The 16,067-nt window shown below is 71.7% G+C and carries 14 protein-coding genes; 13 read left to right on the top strand and 1 reads right to left on the bottom strand.

All coding sequences use genetic code 11. From position 1 onward, the window contains the following. The 10 genes from LB823_RS22680 to proB all read left to right on the top strand — a co-directional run. The coding region (locus tag LB823_RS22680) for a neutral zinc metallopeptidase (protein WP_224651873.1) at positions 1-1,158 on the top strand (1,158 nt) is incomplete at its 5' end. A gap of 61 nt (positions 1,159-1,219) precedes the next feature. Then, complete coding sequence (locus LB823_RS22675) at positions 1,220-3,931, top strand: valine--tRNA ligase (protein ID WP_224651870.1); 2,712 nt, start codon at positions 1,220-1,222, stop codon at positions 3,929-3,931. Continuing rightward, positions 3,928-5,346: a folylpolyglutamate synthase/dihydrofolate synthase family protein gene (locus LB823_RS22670; protein WP_224651868.1), complete on the top strand. Its 1,419-nt coding sequence runs from the start codon at positions 3,928-3,930 to the stop codon at positions 5,344-5,346. The genes LB823_RS22675 and LB823_RS22670 overlap by 4 nt, the downstream gene beginning before the upstream one ends. Further along, positions 5,343-5,744: a DUF4233 domain-containing protein gene (locus tag LB823_RS22665; RefSeq protein ID WP_224651866.1), complete on the top strand. Its 402-nt coding sequence runs from the start codon at positions 5,343-5,345 to the stop codon at positions 5,742-5,744. The genes LB823_RS22670 and LB823_RS22665 overlap by 4 nt, the downstream gene beginning before the upstream one ends. Positions 5,745-5,763: 19 nt before the next feature. Further along, entirely contained in the window at positions 5,764-6,177 is a 414-nt protein-coding gene (ndk, locus tag LB823_RS22660) for a nucleoside-diphosphate kinase (RefSeq protein WP_224651865.1), read from the top strand. A gap of 320 nt (positions 6,178-6,497) precedes the next feature. Next, the gene (locus LB823_RS22655) at positions 6,498-9,572 is read left to right on the top strand and encodes a translation initiation factor IF-2 N-terminal domain-containing protein (RefSeq protein ID WP_224651864.1); all 3,075 of its coding nucleotides are present in this window, start codon (positions 6,498-6,500) and stop codon (positions 9,570-9,572) included. A 147-nt stretch (positions 9,573-9,719) separates the two neighbouring features. Next, positions 9,720-10,031 carry a 50S ribosomal protein L21 gene (gene rplU, locus LB823_RS22650; RefSeq protein ID WP_224651863.1) on the top strand — a complete coding sequence of 104 codons (312 nt, stop codon included), beginning with the start codon at positions 9,720-9,722 and terminating at the stop codon, positions 10,029-10,031. Positions 10,032-10,076: 45 nt separating this feature from the next. After that, positions 10,077-10,340: a 50S ribosomal protein L27 gene (gene rpmA, locus LB823_RS22645; RefSeq protein WP_224651862.1), complete on the top strand. Its 264-nt coding sequence runs from the start codon at positions 10,077-10,079 to the stop codon at positions 10,338-10,340. A 124-nt stretch (positions 10,341-10,464) separates the two neighbouring features. Further along, positions 10,465-11,925, top strand: a complete 1,461-nt coding sequence (gene obgE, locus LB823_RS22640; protein WP_224651861.1) for a GTPase ObgE — start codon at positions 10,465-10,467, stop codon at positions 11,923-11,925. Then, positions 11,922-13,058: a glutamate 5-kinase gene (proB, locus tag LB823_RS22635; protein ID WP_224651860.1), complete on the top strand. Its 1,137-nt coding sequence runs from the start codon at positions 11,922-11,924 to the stop codon at positions 13,056-13,058. Before obgE ends, proB begins: the two co-directional genes overlap by 4 nt. 18 nt (positions 13,059-13,076) lie before the next feature. Here the strand turns inward: proB and LB823_RS22630 are convergent, their stop codons facing one another. Next, positions 13,077-13,523: an SRPBCC family protein gene (locus LB823_RS22630; RefSeq protein ID WP_224651859.1), complete on the bottom strand. Its 447-nt coding sequence runs from the start codon at positions 13,521-13,523 to the stop codon at positions 13,077-13,079. 191 nt (positions 13,524-13,714) lie between these two features. Between LB823_RS22630 and LB823_RS22625 the strand changes: the two genes are divergently transcribed. From LB823_RS22625 to LB823_RS22615, 3 genes are all read left to right on the top strand, one after another. Then, positions 13,715-14,701 carry a diiron oxygenase gene (locus tag LB823_RS22625; protein ID WP_224651875.1) on the top strand — a complete coding sequence of 329 codons (987 nt, stop codon included), beginning with the start codon at positions 13,715-13,717 and terminating at the stop codon, positions 14,699-14,701. A gap of 103 nt (positions 14,702-14,804) precedes the next feature. Beyond that, on the top strand, positions 14,805-15,422 hold the full coding sequence (locus LB823_RS22620) for a ClpP family protease (protein ID WP_224651858.1): 618 nt from the start codon (positions 14,805-14,807) through the stop codon (positions 15,420-15,422). Next, a complete protein-coding gene (locus LB823_RS22615) occupies positions 15,419-16,003 on the top strand; it encodes a ClpP family protease (RefSeq protein ID WP_224651857.1) in 585 nt (194 codons plus the stop codon). Before LB823_RS22620 ends, LB823_RS22615 begins: the two co-directional genes overlap by 4 nt. Positions 16,004-16,067: the final 64 nt, after the last annotated feature.

Below are 16,067 nucleotides of genomic sequence, written 5' to 3'. Positions count from 1 at the left end.
ACGTACGGGCCGGCGGCGACCCAGGCGCCTCCGCAGTACCGGCCCGTGCCGCCGCGCCCGGGCCCCGCCGCGCCGCCCCGGGGCGTGCCGTACGGCCAGTGGTCCATGCCCGCGCCCGCGCCGTACGGGGGCCGGGTCTCCCCGTATCCGCGGCCCTCCTACCCGCAGCCCGCCTGGGCGCCGCGCCCACCGGCGTCGGGAGGGGCCGGCCCGTGGATCGCGGTGCTGGTGATCGCGCTCGTGGCGCTGATCGCTCTCGTCCTCGGCACCGCGGTCGCCGTCGTCGGGAGCACCAGCACCGAGGCGGGACCGGCCACGACGAGCACGACCGTCGAGGTCCCGACCACCGCGGAGGCGACCACCACCGAACCGACCACGTCGACCATGTCGACCCCCTCGCGCAGCGCCGTCCCGACGGCCGGCGCCACGCCCACGGGGACGGCGGCGCTGCAGGGCAATCCGCTGTACGGGGGCAGCTCGGCCGGCCTGGTCACACAGCCGTGCACCGCCGTCGGCTGGCCCTCCAACAGCGCAACGGGCAAACGCTTCTTCGACAGCCTCGCGCCCTGTCTCGACCGGGCGTGGAGCGCGGCGATGACCGCCGCCGGCCTCAGCTACCGCACTCCCGCGGTGGTGGTGCCCACCGGATCGCAGATCAGTTCGCCGTGCGGCACGACCGACCTCTCCACGGAGGACGTCGCGGCGTTCTACTGCTCGAGCAACGAGACCCTGTACATGCCGCTGACGGGGCTCGGCGTGAGCCACTACGGCAACCAGCCGGTGATCTACCTCGCCGTCTTCGCGCACGAGTACGGCCACCACGTCCAGATGATCAGCGGCATCCTGCCGGCTCAGGTGCGTGTGGAACGGCAGGACGGGCGGACCTCCGAGACCGGGCTGGAATCCTCTCGTCGCCTCGAGCTGCAGGCACAGTGCTTCAGCGGACTGTTCGTGAAATCGGTGAGCGATACCGGCGGTCAGTTCACCAGCGCCGACTTCCGCACCGTCTACGAGGACCAGGAGCGCGGCGACAAGCCGGGCAACCCGCGCGACCACGGAAGCTCGGTGCACTACCAGGCGTGGTGGAACTCCGGATATCAGAGCAACCGGCTGGCGCAGTGCAACACGTGGGCGGCGTCGTCGAGCGACGTGGCGTGAGCCGCGCACCGTCGTAAACGCCCCACGGAAAGCGCTCGCACCCGCTGACTAGAATCGTGCTGTGACTACTGAGCCGCAGAACGCCGCCCCGGCCGATCCGGGCATCGCCGCAGACCGACTTCCCGCCGCCTGGGAGCCCGGTGCGGTAGAGGCGGACATCTACCGCGGCTGGGTCGACGCGGGGTACTTCACGGCCGACAACACCTCGCCGAAGCCCGCGTTCTCCGTGGTCCTGCCGCCCCCGAACGTGACCGGCAGCCTGCACCTGGGCCACGCGCTCGACCAGACCATCACCGATGCGCTGTGCCGCCGCAAGCGGATGCAGGGCTACGAGGTGCTGTGGCTCCCCGGCACCGATCACGCCGGTATCGCCACCCAGTCGCTCGTGGAGAAGCAGCTCGCCGCCGAGGGCACCGCCCGCCGCGAGATCGGCCGCGAGAAGTTCCTCGAGCGCGCGTGGGCGTTCAAGGAGGCCAGCCACGGCAACATCACCGGCCAGATGCGCCGGATCGGCGTCGGCGTCGATTGGTCCCGCGAGCGGTTCACCATGGACGAGGGCCTCTCCCGCGCGGTGCAGACCATCTTCAAGCAGCTCTTCGACGCGGGCCTGATCTACCGCGCCGAGCGCCTGGTCAACTGGTCGCCCGTGCTGCAGACCGGCATCTCCGACCTCGAGGTCGACCACAAGGAGGTCGACGGCGAGCTCGTCTCCTTCCGCTACGGCTCGCTGAACGACGACGAGCCCCACATCGTCTGCGCCACCACGCGCCTGGAGACGATGCTCGGCGACACCGCGATCGCCGTCCATCCCGAGGACGAGCGCTACCGCGCCCTCCTCGGCACCACCCTCGAGCACCCCTTCCTCGACCGCCGGATCCCGATCGTCGCCGACGACTACGTCGACCCCGAGTTCGGTTCCGGCGCCGTGAAGATCACCCCCGCGCACGACCCGAACGACTTCGCGCTCGGCCAGCGCCACGACCTGCCGATGCCCACGATCATGGACGAGACCGCCCACATCGTCGGCACCGGAACGCAGTTCGACGGACTGGACCGCTTCGCCGCCCGCAAGGCGATCCGCGAGGCGCTCGCCGAGCAGGGCCGCATCGTCAAGGAGGTGCGCCCCTACCGGCACAGCGTCGGCCACAGCGAGCGCTCCGGCGAGCCGATCGAGCCGCGGCTTTCGATGCAGTGGTGGGTCAAGGTCGACCGCCTGTCCAAGGCCGCGGGCGACGCGGTCCGCAACGGCGACACCACCATCGTCCCCGAGTCCCTCGCGCCGCGGTTCTTCGACTGGGTCGACGAGATGCACGACTGGAACATCTCCCGCCAGCTGTGGTGGGGCCATCGCATCCCCGTCTGGTACGGCCCCGCCGACGCCGAGGGCAACCGCGACGTGGTCTGCTGCGGCCCGGACGACGTGCCGCCCGCCGGCTACGAGCAGGACCCCGACGTCCTCGACACGTGGTTCAGCTCCGGTCTGTTCCCGTTCTCGACGATGGGTTGGCCCGAGCAGACCGCCGACCTGGACAAGTTCTACCCCACGTCCACGCTGGTCACGGGCTACGACATCATCTTCTTCTGGGTCGCCCGGATGATGATGTTCGGCACCTTCCTCGGCGAGGAGCCGAACGCCCCCGGCAAGGTGCCCTTCCACGAGGTCCTGCTGCACGGCCTGGTGCGCGACGAGTTCGGCCGCAAGATGTCGAAGTCGAAGGGCAACGGCATCGACCCCCTCGACTGGGTCGAGGAGTACGGGGCCGACGCGCTGCGCTTCACCCTGGCCCGCGGCACGATCCCCGGTGCCGACCTCAACGTGGGCGCCGACGCGGCCGCGAGCAGCCGGAAGTTCGCCACCAAGCTGTTCAACGCCACCAAGTTGGCCCTGATGAACGACGCCCGCGTCGGCGAGCTGCCGGACCGCGCCGCCCTCACCGACGCCGATCGCTGGATCCTGGACCGCCTCGCCGCCGTCCAGGCCGAGGCCGACGCGGCCTTCGACGCCAACGAGCTGGGCAAGGCCTGCGAGGCGCTCTACCACTTCGCCTGGGACGAGCTGTGCGACTGGTACCTCGAGGTCTCCAAGCTGCAGCTGCAGGGCGAGGACGCGGCGGTCGCCGACAACACCCGCCTCGTGCTCGGCAAGGCCCTCGACGTCGTCCTGCGCATGCTGCATCCGACGATGCCCTTCGTCACCGAGGTGCTGTGGAAGGCCCTCACCGGCGGAACCTCGCTGGTCATCGCGGACTGGCCGTCGCGCGACTGGGCCCCGGCCGAGATCCCCGCCGACGGCGTGGAGTCCGCCCGCCGCTTCGCCGACCTGCAGCGCCTGGTCACCGAGATCCGCCGGTTCCGCAGCGACCAGCTGCTCAAGCCCGGCCAGCGGGTCTCCGCGCGGCTCACCGGCCTCGACGAGGCGGGCCTGACCTCCCTCGCGGCCGCCGCCGCGAACCTGTGCCGCCTCACCCTGCCGGAGGACGGCTTCGCCGCCACCGCCTCGCTCGAGGTCCGGCTCGTGGGCGGCACGGTGACCGTCGAGCTGGACACCTCCGGCACCGTCGACCTGGGGGCCGAGCGGGCCCGCCTCGAGAAGGACCTCAAGGCCGCGCAGAAGGAGCTCGACGGCACGTCGGCCAAGCTGGGCAACGAGGCCTTCCTCGCGAAGGCGCCCGACGCCGTCGTCGACAAGATCCGCGGCCGCCAGTCGGTCGCACAGGAGGAGGTCGAGCGCCTCACCGCCCGGATCGCGCAGCTGGGCGGGGGCGCCGCGTGACGGTGCCCGCCTTCGCGGCCGACCCCGACGACCTCGCCGAACTCGCCCAGGTCGAGGCCGAGCTGGATCAGCGCTGGCCGGAGACGAAGATCGAGCCCTCGCTCGCCCGGATCTCCGCGCTGATGCAGCTCCTCGGCTCGCCGCAGGACGCGTACCCGTCGATCCAGGTCGCCGGGACCAACGGCAAGTCGTCGACCACGCGGATGATCGACTCGCTGCTGCTGGCCTTCTCCCGTCGCACGGGCCGGATCACCAGCCCCCACCTGCAGCTCGCGACCGAGCGGATCGCGATCGACGGTGCGCCGCTCACCGCGAGGCAGTACGTGGAGACCTACCGCGAGCTCGAGCCCTTCATCGAGCTCGTCGACGCGCAGTCCGAGGCCGCGGACGGCCCGCGGATGAGCAAGTTCGAGGTGCTCACCGCGATGGCCTTCGCCGCCTTCGCCGAGGCTCCCGTCGACGTGGCCGTCGTCGAGGTCGGGCTCGGCGGCACCTGGGACGCGACCAACGTGGTGACCGCCGAGGTCGCCGTCATCACCCCGATCGGACTCGACCACGTCGAGATCCTCGGCCCCGATCTCGCGTCGATCGCGGGGGAGAAGGCCGGCATCGTCAAGCGCGCGCCGGAGCGGCTGATCCCTAAGGACACCGTGGTGATCGTGGGCAAGCAGGAGCCCGAGGCGATGGACGTGCTGCTGCGCAAGGCCGTCGAGGCCGACGCGGCCGTCGCGCGCGAGGGCTCGGAGTTCGCGGTCGTCGAACGCCGCGTCGCCGTCGGGGGGCAGCAGCTCACCCTCCAGGGGCTCGGCGGAATCTACGACGACGTCTTCCTGCCGCTCCACGGCGAGCACCAGGCAAACAACGCGGCGGTCGCCCTCGCCGCCGTCGAGGCCTTCTTCGGCGCCGGCGCCGACCAGCAGCTCGACATCGACACGGTGCGGGAGGGCTTCGCGAAGTCCGCCTCGCCCGGCCGCCTCGAGCGGGTCCGCAGTGCCCCGACGGTGCTCATCGACGCCGCGCACAACCCGCACGGCGCGCAGGCCCTCGCCCGGACCATCGAGACCGAGTTCGGTTTCCGCACCCTGATCGGCGTCGTCTCCGTGCTCGCCGACAAGGACGCCGTGGGCGTGCTGACGGCGCTCGAACCCGTGCTCGACACCGTCGTCGTCACCCACAACGGCTCGCCCCGCGCACTCGAGGTCGAGCGACTGGAGGCCATCGCGGAGGAGATCTTCGGCGAGGACCGCGTGGTCACCTCGCCCACCATGGTCGACGCGGTGGAGACCGCCGTCGCCCTCGCCGACCAGGAGTCCGACGACGAGGACGGGCCCGCCTCCGGCGTCGGCGTCCTCATCACCGGCTCCGTGGTCACCGCCGGCGCCGCGCGCTCGCTGTTCGGAAAGGAGCCCCAGTGACCGAGCCCCAGCGGTTCACCCCGCCTCCGAAGGACCCGTGGAAGAGCTTCCGCGGCATCCTCTCCGGCACCCTGATCCTCGAGATGATCGTGATCCTGCTGGCCCTGCCCGTGGTGGTCCGCCTCTCGCCCGGCCTGTCCTGGCTCAAGATCGCGTACGTCCTGATCCTCGCGGCGCTGATGTTCGCCGGCTGCATGGTCGTCAAGAAGCCGTGGGCCGTCCCCGCCTTCCTCGCGCTGCAGGTCGCCGTCATCGCCGGCTTCGTCGTGCACTGGGGGATCGGCGCCGTGGGCATCGTCTTCGGCATCGTCTGGGCCTACATCGCCTTCATCGAGCGCGACGTGAAGCAGCGCATGGAGCAGGGCCGCCTGCCGGGGCAGGAACCGATCGCCGAGTGAGGCCCGTTACGCTGTTGCCGTGACTGAGCGGACTCTGATTCTCATCAAGCCCGACGGCGTGCGGCGCGGCCTCTCCGGGGAGATCCTGGCGCGTATCGAGCGGAAGGGCCTCACCATCGCGGCCCTCGAGCTCAAGCACGTCTCCATCGAGGTGGCCGAGGGCCACTACGCCGAGCACAAGGAGAAGCCCTTCTTCGGCTCCCTGCTCGACTTCATCACCTCCGGGCCCGTCGTGGCCGCGGTGCTGGAGGGCCCGCGCGCGATCGCCGCGTTCCGCCAGCTCGCCGGCGGCACCGACCCGGTCGAGAAGGCCGTGCCCGGCACCATCCGCGGCGATTTCGGCCTGGAGACCCAGGAGAACCTGGTGCACGGCTCCGACTCGCCCGAGTCCGCCGCGCGCGAGATCGCCCTCTGGTTTCCCGGCCTCGCCTGACCTGCCAGAACCTGTTCCACACCCCTGATCCCACGGGCCCGCCCGCGCGACATCGCGCGGCGCGGGCCCGATACTTTTCCGCACTGCCTGTGGCGTGTGGGATACTGACGTCGGACGCACGTCGGCGCGCGCAACCGCGCGGCACCGACCGGCCCGGCTGGCTCACAGATCGTCGAGCCAGCGTGCGCCACGCACGAGACACGTGCAGACCTTGACAAACGTGGGGCGGTAGGAGAATTCCTTCGCCCGCACCACATGACACGCCCCCGCGTGGCCGCGACCAGCAGTGATCGCGCCCGGGGGTCGGTAGGAGATATTGAGTGGCCGACAACACGTCGCCGGAAGAACAGAACAACGAAGCTCGGGAGGAGTTCCCGCAGAAGCTGCGCGTCCACGCGCTGGCGCGTCTGCTGGGCCTCACCAGCAAGGAGGTGCTCGCGCACCTCGGTGAGCTGGGCTTCGTCGCGCGCAGCGCGCACTCGAGCATCGACCGCAGCGCCGCCGAGCGGGTGCGCGATCGCATCGCCGAGGGCGCGGGTGCCACGGAGCCGGCGGAGGCCGACACCCCCGTGACGCCCGACGTCGCCGAGGAGGCCGCGCCGGAGGCGACCGCGGTGGGCAGCACGCCCTCGCTCTTCTCCGCCGCCGCGGCCGCCGAGCCAGTGGTCGAGCAGGCCCCGTCGTCCTTCGACGCGAACGTGCCGCTGTTCCTGCAGCCCGAGCAGGTCGAGCAGGCGCCGCGGAAGGCGCGCGCCGCCAAGAAGGACGCCGCGCCGGCCTCCGAGGCCGACGAGCCCGAGGCCGAGAAGCCCGCGACCGCGCCTGAGAAGCCCCAGGCGACCGCCACCCCCGAGGCGGAGCAGCCCGAGGCCGCCGAGGCCGAGGCTGACACGACCGACGCGGCAGCGTCGACCGAGCAGAACGACGACGAGGCCGCCGGCAACCGTCGCCGCCGCCGTGGACGCCGCGGCCGCGGCCGCGGCCGCGGGGAGAACGCCGACGAGCAGGACGGCCAGGAGACCGACGGCGGCGAGCAGGCCGCCGAGACGCCCGCCCGCGACGACGCACCGAAGGCCGACGCAGACCAGTCCGAGGCCGAGAAGGCCGACGACGAGAAGACCGACGAGGCCTCGGACGATGCCGATGGGGACGACGTCGAGGACGTGACCGACGGCGGCTCGCGTCGCCGCCGTCGCCGTCGCCGCCGCCGCGGCACGGGGGAGGACGGTGCGGAGGCGACCCCGTCCGACGACCCGCCCAACACCGTCGTGCACGAGCGCGAGCCGCGGCAGCGTCAGCGCCGCGACGAGGTGCGCGGCATCAGCGGCTCGACCCGCCTCGAGGCCAAGCGCCAGCGCCGCCGCGACGGCCGCGACACCGTCCGCCGCCGCCCGCCGATCCTCACCGAGTCCGAGTTCCTCGCCCGTCGCGAGGCCGTCGACCGCGTGATGGTCGTGCGCGAGCGCACCGGCGTCGGCCCGTCGGAGGGCCAGGACGGCCACACCGTCCCGCACCCGCAGGATTACACCCAGGTCGCCGTCCTCGAGGACGGCGTACTGGTGGAGCACTTCGTCACGTCGTCGAGCTCGGCGTCGATGGTCGGCAACATCTACCTGGGCCGCGTGCAGAACGTGCTGCCCTCGATGGAGGCCGCCTTCGTCGACATCGGCCGCGGCCGCAACGGCGTCCTCTACGCCGGCGAGGTCAACTGGGACGCCGCAGGCCTGGACGGCAACGCCCGCAAGATCGAGCAGGCCCTCAAGCCCGGCGATCAGGTGCTGGTGCAGGTGTCCAAGGACCCGGTGGGTCACAAGGGCGCCCGCCTCACCACGCAGATCTCCCTCGCGGGCCGCTTCCTGGTCTACGTGCCCGGCGGCGGTTCCGCGGGCATCTCGCGCAAGCTGCCCGACACCGAGCGCAAGCGCCTCAAGGAGATCCTCAAGGAGATCGTCCCGGCCGATGCCGGCGTGATCATCCGCACCGCGTCCGAGGGCGTCAGCGCCGAGGAGCTCGCGGGCGACGTCGCGCGGCTGCAGGCCCAGTGGGCCGAGATCGAGGAGGCCTCCTCGCAGAAGGGCGTCAAGGCGCTCTACGAGGAGCCCGACCTGCTGGTCAAGGTCGTGCGCGATCTGTTCAACGAGGACTTCAGCAAGCTCGTCATCGAGGGCGGCCGCGCCTGGGACACCGTGGAGAAGTACGTCTCCACCGTCGCGCCCGACCTGCTGCCCCGCGTCGAGAAGTTCGAGAAGGCCCACGCCGATGCGCCGGACGTCTTCGCGACCTACCGCATCGACGAGCAGCTCGCCAAGGCGATGGACCGCAAGGTCTGGCTGCCGTCGGGCGGCACGCTGGTCATCGACCGCACCGAGGCCATGACCGTCGTCGACGTCAACACCGGCAAGTTCACCGGCGCCGGCGGCAACCTCGAGGAGACCGTCACCCGGAACAACCTCGAGGCGGCCGAGGAGATCGTGCGGCAGATGCGCCTGCGCGACATCGGCGGCATGATCGTCGTCGACTTCATCGACATGGTCCTCGAGTCCAACCGCGACCTCGTGCTGCGCCGCCTCACCGAGGCGCTCGGCCGCGACCGCACCCGCCACCAGGTCTCCGAGGTCACCTCGCTGGGCCTGGTGCAGATGACCCGCAAGCGGATCGGCACCGGCCTCGTCGAGGCCTTCTCCACGCCGTGCCAGGCCTGCTCGGGCCGGGGCATCATCGTCCACGACGCGCCCGTCGAGTCGTCGAGCGGCGGCGAGGACGGCGGCCGCTCCGGCGACAGGGCGGAGGGCTCGGGTCGCAAGAAGCGCAAGCGCACCAAGTCCGACGGTGCCGCTCAGGCCCCGTCGACGCCGCCTGCCCCGCCGGCGCCCGCGAAGGAGCCCGCCGTGCACAAGGGCGAGCACCCCATGTTCCGGGCGATGGCCGCGCACCACGACGACGAGGCGCCCGCTGACGGCACCGAGGTCGCCGCGGCGCAGGTCGCCGAGACTTCGGCCGCCGATGCACCCGAGGTCGCGACCGTCGAGCGGACGGTCGTGGAGCAGGTCGTCGAGGCCGTCGCGGAGGCGCCCCAGGCCGCCGCCGAGGCGCCGGTCGAGACCGCTCCGGCGCAGCAGACCGAGGCGGCGGCACCGTCGGCGCCCCGGCGCCGGCGGGTGGCGCGCAAGGCGCCCACCACCACGTCCGCGGCACCGCAGACGATCGTCGTCGACATCGCGGCCCCCGCGCCCGACGCACCGGCGGTCACGGCCGCCGCGGCCGACGGTGCCGGTGCCTCGGTGGCGGAGCCCGCGCGCAAGCGGGCCCGCCGACGGGCCGCCGCCCGCCCTGCCGGCCCCGCGGCCGGCGGTGCCGGGAGTGACGGAGCCGACAAGGCGGACCAGCCGGTTTGACCCTGTCGCCGGCCTTCCCGTAACCTGGGAAGGTCGCTTTTCCGGCGGCGCGCTCGTGCGTGCGTGTTCCGGAGTACCCGCGTGATACGAGCCGCGCACCTGGCGCGCGCTGAACTACGAGATGTGTAAGAAGAGGTAAGTCCGAAGATGGCCACGTATGCGATCGTCAAGACCGGCGGCAAGCAGTACAAGGTCGCCGTCGGCGACCTGGTGAAGGTCGAGAAGATCGACGGTGAGGTCGGCAGCAGCGTTCAGCTGCCCGTCGCTCTGGTCGTCGACGGCGCCAACCTCACCACCGACGCCGCGGCGCTGGAGAAGATCTCCGTGACCGGCGAGGTCGTGGATCAGGTCAAGGGCCCGAAGATCCGGATCCACAAGTTCAAGAACAAGACCGGCTACCACAAGCGTCAGGGCCACCGGCAGAAGCTGACGGTCGTCAAGGTGACCGCAATCGCCTGACCGGCGAACCCAGACAACGAACACCCCTAGTACAGGAGTAGCCAGATGGCACACAAGAAGGGCGCGTCCAGCTCGCGCAACGGTCGTGATTCCAACGCCCAGCGACTGGGCGTCAAGCGGTTCGGTGGCCAGAAGGTCAGCGCCGGCGAGATCCTGGTCCGCCAGCGCGGCACCCACTTCCACCCCGGCGTCCTCGTCGGCCGTGGCGGCGACGACACCCTGTTCGCCCTCGCCGCGGGTGCGGTGGAGTTCGGCACGAAGCGTGGCCGCAAGACGGTCAACATCGTGCCGGTCGCTGTGGAGGCCTAGTCCCGCAGCGGCAGTACGAGTCTTTTCGAAGGCGGGTGTGGTCTCCATCAGGTGACCCGCCCGCCTTCGGCTTTTCCGCCCCGCGCCCACCGGCGCAGGGCACACAGGTAGAAAGAGGTTTCCCATGTCCAGGTTCGTCGACCGGGTGACGGTGCACGTCACGGCCGGTAACGGTGGCCACGGCTGCGCCTCGATCCACCGCGAGAAGTTCAAGCCGCTCGGCGGCCCCGACGGCGGCAACGGCGGGCGCGGCGGCTCCGTGGTCCTCGAGGTCGATCCGCAGGTGCACACCCTGCTCGACTTCCACTTCCGCCCCCACCTCAAGGCCACCAACGGCAAGCCCGGCGAGGGCGGCAACCGCGAGGGCAAGTCCGGGCAGGACATCGTGCTCAAGGTGCCGGACGGCACCGTCGTGCTCGATACGGACGGGAAGATGCTGGCCGACCTCGTGGGCGCCGGCACCCGCTTCGACGCCGCGCAGGGCGGCCGCGGCGGCCGCGGCAACGCCGCGCTCGTGTCCAAGGCCCGCAAGGCCCCCGGCTTCGCCCTGCTCGGCGAGGAGGGCCAGGCCCGCGACCTGGTGCTCGAGCTCAAGTCCGTGGCCGACGTGGGCCTCGTCGGGTTCCCGTCCGCGGGCAAGTCCTCGCTGGTCTCGGTGCTGTCGGCCGCGAAGCCGAAGATCGCCGACTACCCCTTCACCACGCTCGCCCCCAACCTCGGCGTCGTCTCGGCGGGGGAGACCACCTTCACCATCGCCGACGTGCCCGGGCTCATCCCCGGCGCCTCGACGGGCCGCGGCCTCGGCCTGGACTTCCTGCGCCACCTCGAGCGCTGCGCGGTGCTCGCGCACGTCGTGGACTGCGCGACCCTGGAACCGGGCCGCGACCCGGTCAGCGACGTCGACGCGCTGGAGGCCGAGCTGGCCGCCTACCAGCCGGCGCTGGCCGCCGACACCGGCCTGGGCGAGCTGTCCGAGCGACCCCGCATCGTGGTGCTCAACAAGGCCGACGTGCCCGACGCCGAGGAGCTCGCCGAGATGGTGCGCCCCGAGTTCGAGGCGCGGGGCTGGCCCGTCTTCGTGATCTCCGCGGTCGCCCACACCGGGCTGCGGGAACTGACCTTCGCCCTCGCCGACCTGGTGCAGAAGTTCCGGGCGGAGCGCGGCAACCCCGTCGCGCGGCGCCCCGTCATCCGGCCCATCGCGATCGACGAGTCCGGCTTCGAGGTCATCTCCGACCCGGATCAGCCGGGCGGCTTCATCGTGCGCGGCCCGCGGCCGGAGCGGTGGATCAAGCAGACCCCGTTCGACAACGACGAGGCCGTCGGCTTCCTCGCGGACCGGCTCAACCGGCTCGGCGTCGAGAAGGAGCTGCTCAAGCTCGGCGCGGAGCCCGGCTGCCCCGTCACCATCGGCGACGTGTGCTTCAACTGGGAGCCCTCGCTGGGCACCATCGACGACGTGCCCGTCACCGGCCGCGGCACCGACATCCGCCTCGAGCAGAACGAGCGCGTGGGCGCGGCCGAGCGGCGCCACCAGCACGACGTGCGCCGTGGTCTCGCGAGCGACGACGAGGGCGACGAATGACGGCGGCGCCCGCGACCGGTGATCTCCTCGCCGGCGACATGCGCGCCATGGTCGCGGGCGCCCGCAAGCTGGTCGTGAAGATCGGCAGCTCCGCACTGACCGACCTCGAGCACGGCCTCGCCTCCGACCGGCTGGACGCGCTGACCGACGCCATCGTCGCGCGACTGGACCGGGGCACCGAGGTCATCGTGGTCTCGTCGGGCGCGATCGGCGCCGGCATGGCGCCGCTCGGCCTCAAGCGCAGGCCGACCGACCTGGCCACCAAGCAGGCCGTCGCGTCCGTGGGGCAGCTGCAGCTCGCCAACGCCTGGGGCGCCTCGTTCGGGCGCTACGACCGCATCGTCTCCCTGGTCCTGCTGACCGCGCACGACATCGGCCTGCGGGTGCACGCCGCGAACGCGCAGCGCACTCTGGACCGCCTGCGCACGCTGGGTGCCGTGCCGATCATCAACGAGAACGACGTGGTGGCCTCGAACGAGGTCCGCTTCGGCGACAACGACCGGCTCGCGGCCCTCGTCGCGCATCTCACCGGCGCCGACGCGCTCGTCCTCCTGTCGGACGTCGACGGGCTCTACGACGGTGACCCGCGCAAGGGCGACGCTTCGCTGATCGCGGCCGTCGACGGCCCCGAGGACCTGGACGGCGTCGTCGCGGGCTCCGGCGGCGCGCTCGGCACCGGCGGCATGGCCTCGAAGCTCTCCGCGGCCCGCCTGGCGGCGGATGCCGGCGTCCCCGTGCTGCTCACCGCTGCCGCGCTCGCCGACCGGGCGCTCGACGGTGCCGACGTGGGCACCGTCTTCCGGCCCCGGGCCGTGCGCCTCTCGGCGCGGCGGTTCTGGGTGCGGCACGCGGCCGACGTGCACGGCGACCTCACGCTGGACGACGGTGCCGTCGCCGCGGTGGTCGACCGACGCCGCTCGCTGCTCCCCGCCGGCGTCACCGCGGTCAGCGGCACCTTCTCCGGCGGCGACGTGGTGAACCTCCGTGACCTGCAGGGCACCGTCCGGGCCCGCGGGGTGGCGGCCTACGACCACACCGAGCTCGAGATGATGCTCGGCCGCGACACCACGGACCTGCCGGAGGGTCTGCGGCGCCCCGTCGTCCACGCGGACGACCTGGTGCCGGTGCGCTGACGCCGCGGGCGTCGACCGTCAGACCTGGGCGCCCTCGAGGTCGCGGCGGAGCGCGGCCTCGGAGGCCTTCACGGCCTGCACGGCGAAGGGCTCGATGATCATGCCGAGGGCCTTGCCGGCCAGGCCGCCGGGCAGCTCGTAGGTGAACTCGACCGCGAGCTCGGTGGCGGCGTCGCCGACGGCGCTGAACGTCCAGCGCGACGTGGTCTTGAAGCCCGCGATGGACTTCAGGGTGATCAGGCGGTCCTCCTCGAACTCGGTGACCTCGACGACGGAGCCGATCTCCTTCGGGCCGATCTTCACCGCCGAGTCGTAGGTCGCGCCGAGGCCGTAGTCCTTCTCGCCCTGCGGCACGAACTTGCTGATGCCGAAGAACCACTGCGGCACGGTCCGGTAGTCCGCGACGTGGGCGAACGCGGTGCTCAGGGGGACGGATGCCGATGCGGTGTGGTGGATGGTGGTCATGGAGGCCTCCGGTCTGGGCGAGCAACAGCGAACACGTGGGACCCGGTGTCCCGGGTGATCACCGGCGACCCTACAGGTGCGACCAGGGCATTCATACAGACAGGTAGGAAATGTCCACGAACGTGGTACATTTTCGTCAGAACTGTGTCAGCCAGCAGGAGGAGTCCGTCGTGGCACTGCACATCACCCACATGGGGCGCACCCGAGGCCGCCCGTTCGCCGGGCAGGCGGAGTACGAGCAGACCCTGCAGGACCTCTCCGAGGCCTCCGTCCAGCGCAACTTCGATCCGTACGTCGACATCGACTGGGACTCGCCGGAGCTCGCGGTCACGCCGGACGATCCGCGGTGGATCCTCGATTCCCGCTTCGATCCGATCGGCCGCACCGAGTGGTACCAGTCGCAGCCGCGCTCGAAGCAGATCGAGATGGGCATGTGGCGCCAGGCGAACGTGGCCAAGGTCGGCCTGCAGTTCGAGTCGGTGCTGATCCGCGGCATCATGCAGTACACGGCCCTGCAGCCGAACAACTCGCCGGAGTTCCGCTACGCCACCCATGAGGCGAAGGAGGAGTGCCAGCACACGCTGATGTTCCAGGAGTTCGTCAACCGGATCGGGATGGACGTGCCCGGCGGCCCGCTGTGGTTCCGCCGCCTGTCGCCGATCATCCCGCTGGCGGCCACGACCTTCCCGATGATCTTCTACATGGGCGTGCTCGGCGGCGAGGAGCCGATCGACCACGTGCAGAAGCAGTTCCTGCGCTCGGGCATCGAGCAGCACCCCACGATGACCGCGGTCATGCAGATCCACGTGGCGGAGGAGGCGCGCCACATCTCCTTCGCGCACCAGCTGCTGGAGCACCGCATCCCCACCCGCGGCGCCTTCCCGCGCTTCCTGCTCTCGCTGGCGCTGCCGCTCGTGATGCGCTCGCTGCTCACCGCGATCGCGGTGCCGCCGCGCGAGTTCCGCAAGCGCTTCGAGATCCCGCGCTCCGAGTGGAAGCAGATGTACTGGCGCTCCCCGGAGTCGCAGGCGGTCAAGCGCGAGGTGTTCGGCGACGTGCGACTGCTGGCCGAGAAGACGAAGCTGATGAACCCCGTCTCGCGGGTGCTGTGGCGCGTCCTCGGCATCGACGGTCGCGTCTCGCGCTTCCGCAGCGAGCCCGCGTACTCCGCGGGCTGACCTCCCGACCGACCCGATCCGCCTGGAGCGGAGCTGCCGTGAGCGGTTCCGCCCCAGGCGGATTCGTCTGTCCAGGGGAGCGGATCGGCGCCACGATGGGCGCATGAGTGAAAACCCCAAGATCCCGCACTTCACCGAACGGGTGCGCCGCGAGCTCTACGACCGCCGCGTCGTCGTCCTCGACGGTCCGCTCGACGACGACAACGGCTCCCTGCTCGCCACCCAGATCCTCTCGCTCGCGTCCACGAGCTCGGCCGACATCGCGCTGTGGATCCACTCGCCGGGCGGCTCCGTCCCGTCGATGCTCGCGATCCGCGACGTGATGCGGCTCGTGCCGTGCGACGTCTCCACGCTGGTCCTCGGCATCGCGTACAGCGCCGGGCAGTTCCTGCTCTCCGCCGGCACGCCCGGCAAGCGTCGCGCGCTGCCGCACGCCCGCGTCCTCATGCACCAGGGCTCCGCGGGCATCGGCGGCACCGCGGTCGACATCGAGCTGCAGGCAGGCGACCTGCGGCACACCCGCGACACCGTCCTCGGCCTGATCGCCGACGACACCGGCCGGCCCCTGGAGCAGATCTTCGAGGACTCGTTGCACGACCGCTGGTACACGGCCGAGCAGGCCCGCGAGTACGGCTTCATCGACGAGATCGTGGAGTCCTTCGACACCGTGGTGCCGGGCCGGCGCCGGGCCGGCTTCGACCTGACGGGAGCCGCCCGATGAGCACCTACACGATCCCCAACGTCATCGACCGCCGCCCGAACGGCGAACGGATCACCGACGTCTACTCGCACCTGCTCTCCGAGCGCGTCGTCTACCTCGGCACCGCGATCGACGCGGGCGTCGCGAACGCGATCGTCGCGCAGCTGCTGTTCCTCGCCTCCGACGGCGACGGCGAGATCCAGCTGTACATCAACTGCGAGGGCGGCGATCCCAGTGCGGCGCTGGCGATCTACGACACCATGCGCTACATCCGCCCGACGGTGGCGACCACGTGCGTCGGGCAGGCGGTCGCCGTGGGGGCGGTCCTCCTCGCGGGCGGTGCCCCCGGGCACAGGATGGCGCTGCCGCACGCGCGGGTGGTCCTGCACCAGCCCTCCGCGCAGGGCCGCGGCACCATCCCGGACCTCATCCTCCAGGCCGACGAGGTGATCCGTGTCCGCGCGCAGATGGAGCGGGTGCTCGCCCGGCACACGAGGCGAACGCCCGAGGAACTGCGCGCCGACACCGACCACGACCGCGTCTTCACCGCCGAGGCGGCCGTCGACTACGGGCTGATCGACGAGGTGATCGAGGAGGCCTGACGCCTCAGGCCGCCAGCGCCAACAGGCGCGGAGCGGGGGCGGCCTGAGGCGTCAGGCCTCCTCG

Origin of the sequence: Tsukamurella sp. M9C (genome assembly GCF_020169415.1) — a bacterium.
Lineage (GTDB): Bacteria > Actinomycetota > Actinomycetes > Mycobacteriales > Mycobacteriaceae > Tsukamurella.
This window is presented reverse-complemented; position numbering and strand designations above follow the sequence as displayed.

Coding starts and splice junctions, on each gene's coding strand:
- rplU (WP_224651863.1), top strand. CDS start 9,720: ATGGCCACGTATGCGATCGTCAAGACCGGCGGCAAGCAGTACAAGGTC.
- rpmA (WP_224651862.1), top strand. CDS start 10,077: ATGGCACACAAGAAGGGCGCGTCCAGCTCGCGCAACGGTCGTGATTCC.
- obgE (WP_224651861.1), top strand. CDS start 10,465: ATGTCCAGGTTCGTCGACCGGGTGACGGTGCACGTCACGGCCGGTAAC.
- proB (WP_224651860.1), top strand. CDS start 11,922: ATGACGGCGGCGCCCGCGACCGGTGATCTCCTCGCCGGCGACATGCGC.
- LB823_RS22630 (WP_224651859.1), bottom strand. CDS start 13,523: ATGACCACCATCCACCACACCGCATCGGCATCCGTCCCCCTGAGCACC.
- LB823_RS22625 (WP_224651875.1), top strand. CDS start 13,715: ATGGGGCGCACCCGAGGCCGCCCGTTCGCCGGGCAGGCGGAGTACGAG.
- LB823_RS22620 (WP_224651858.1), top strand. CDS start 14,805: ATGAGTGAAAACCCCAAGATCCCGCACTTCACCGAACGGGTGCGCCGC.
- LB823_RS22615 (WP_224651857.1), top strand. CDS start 15,419: ATGAGCACCTACACGATCCCCAACGTCATCGACCGCCGCCCGAACGGC.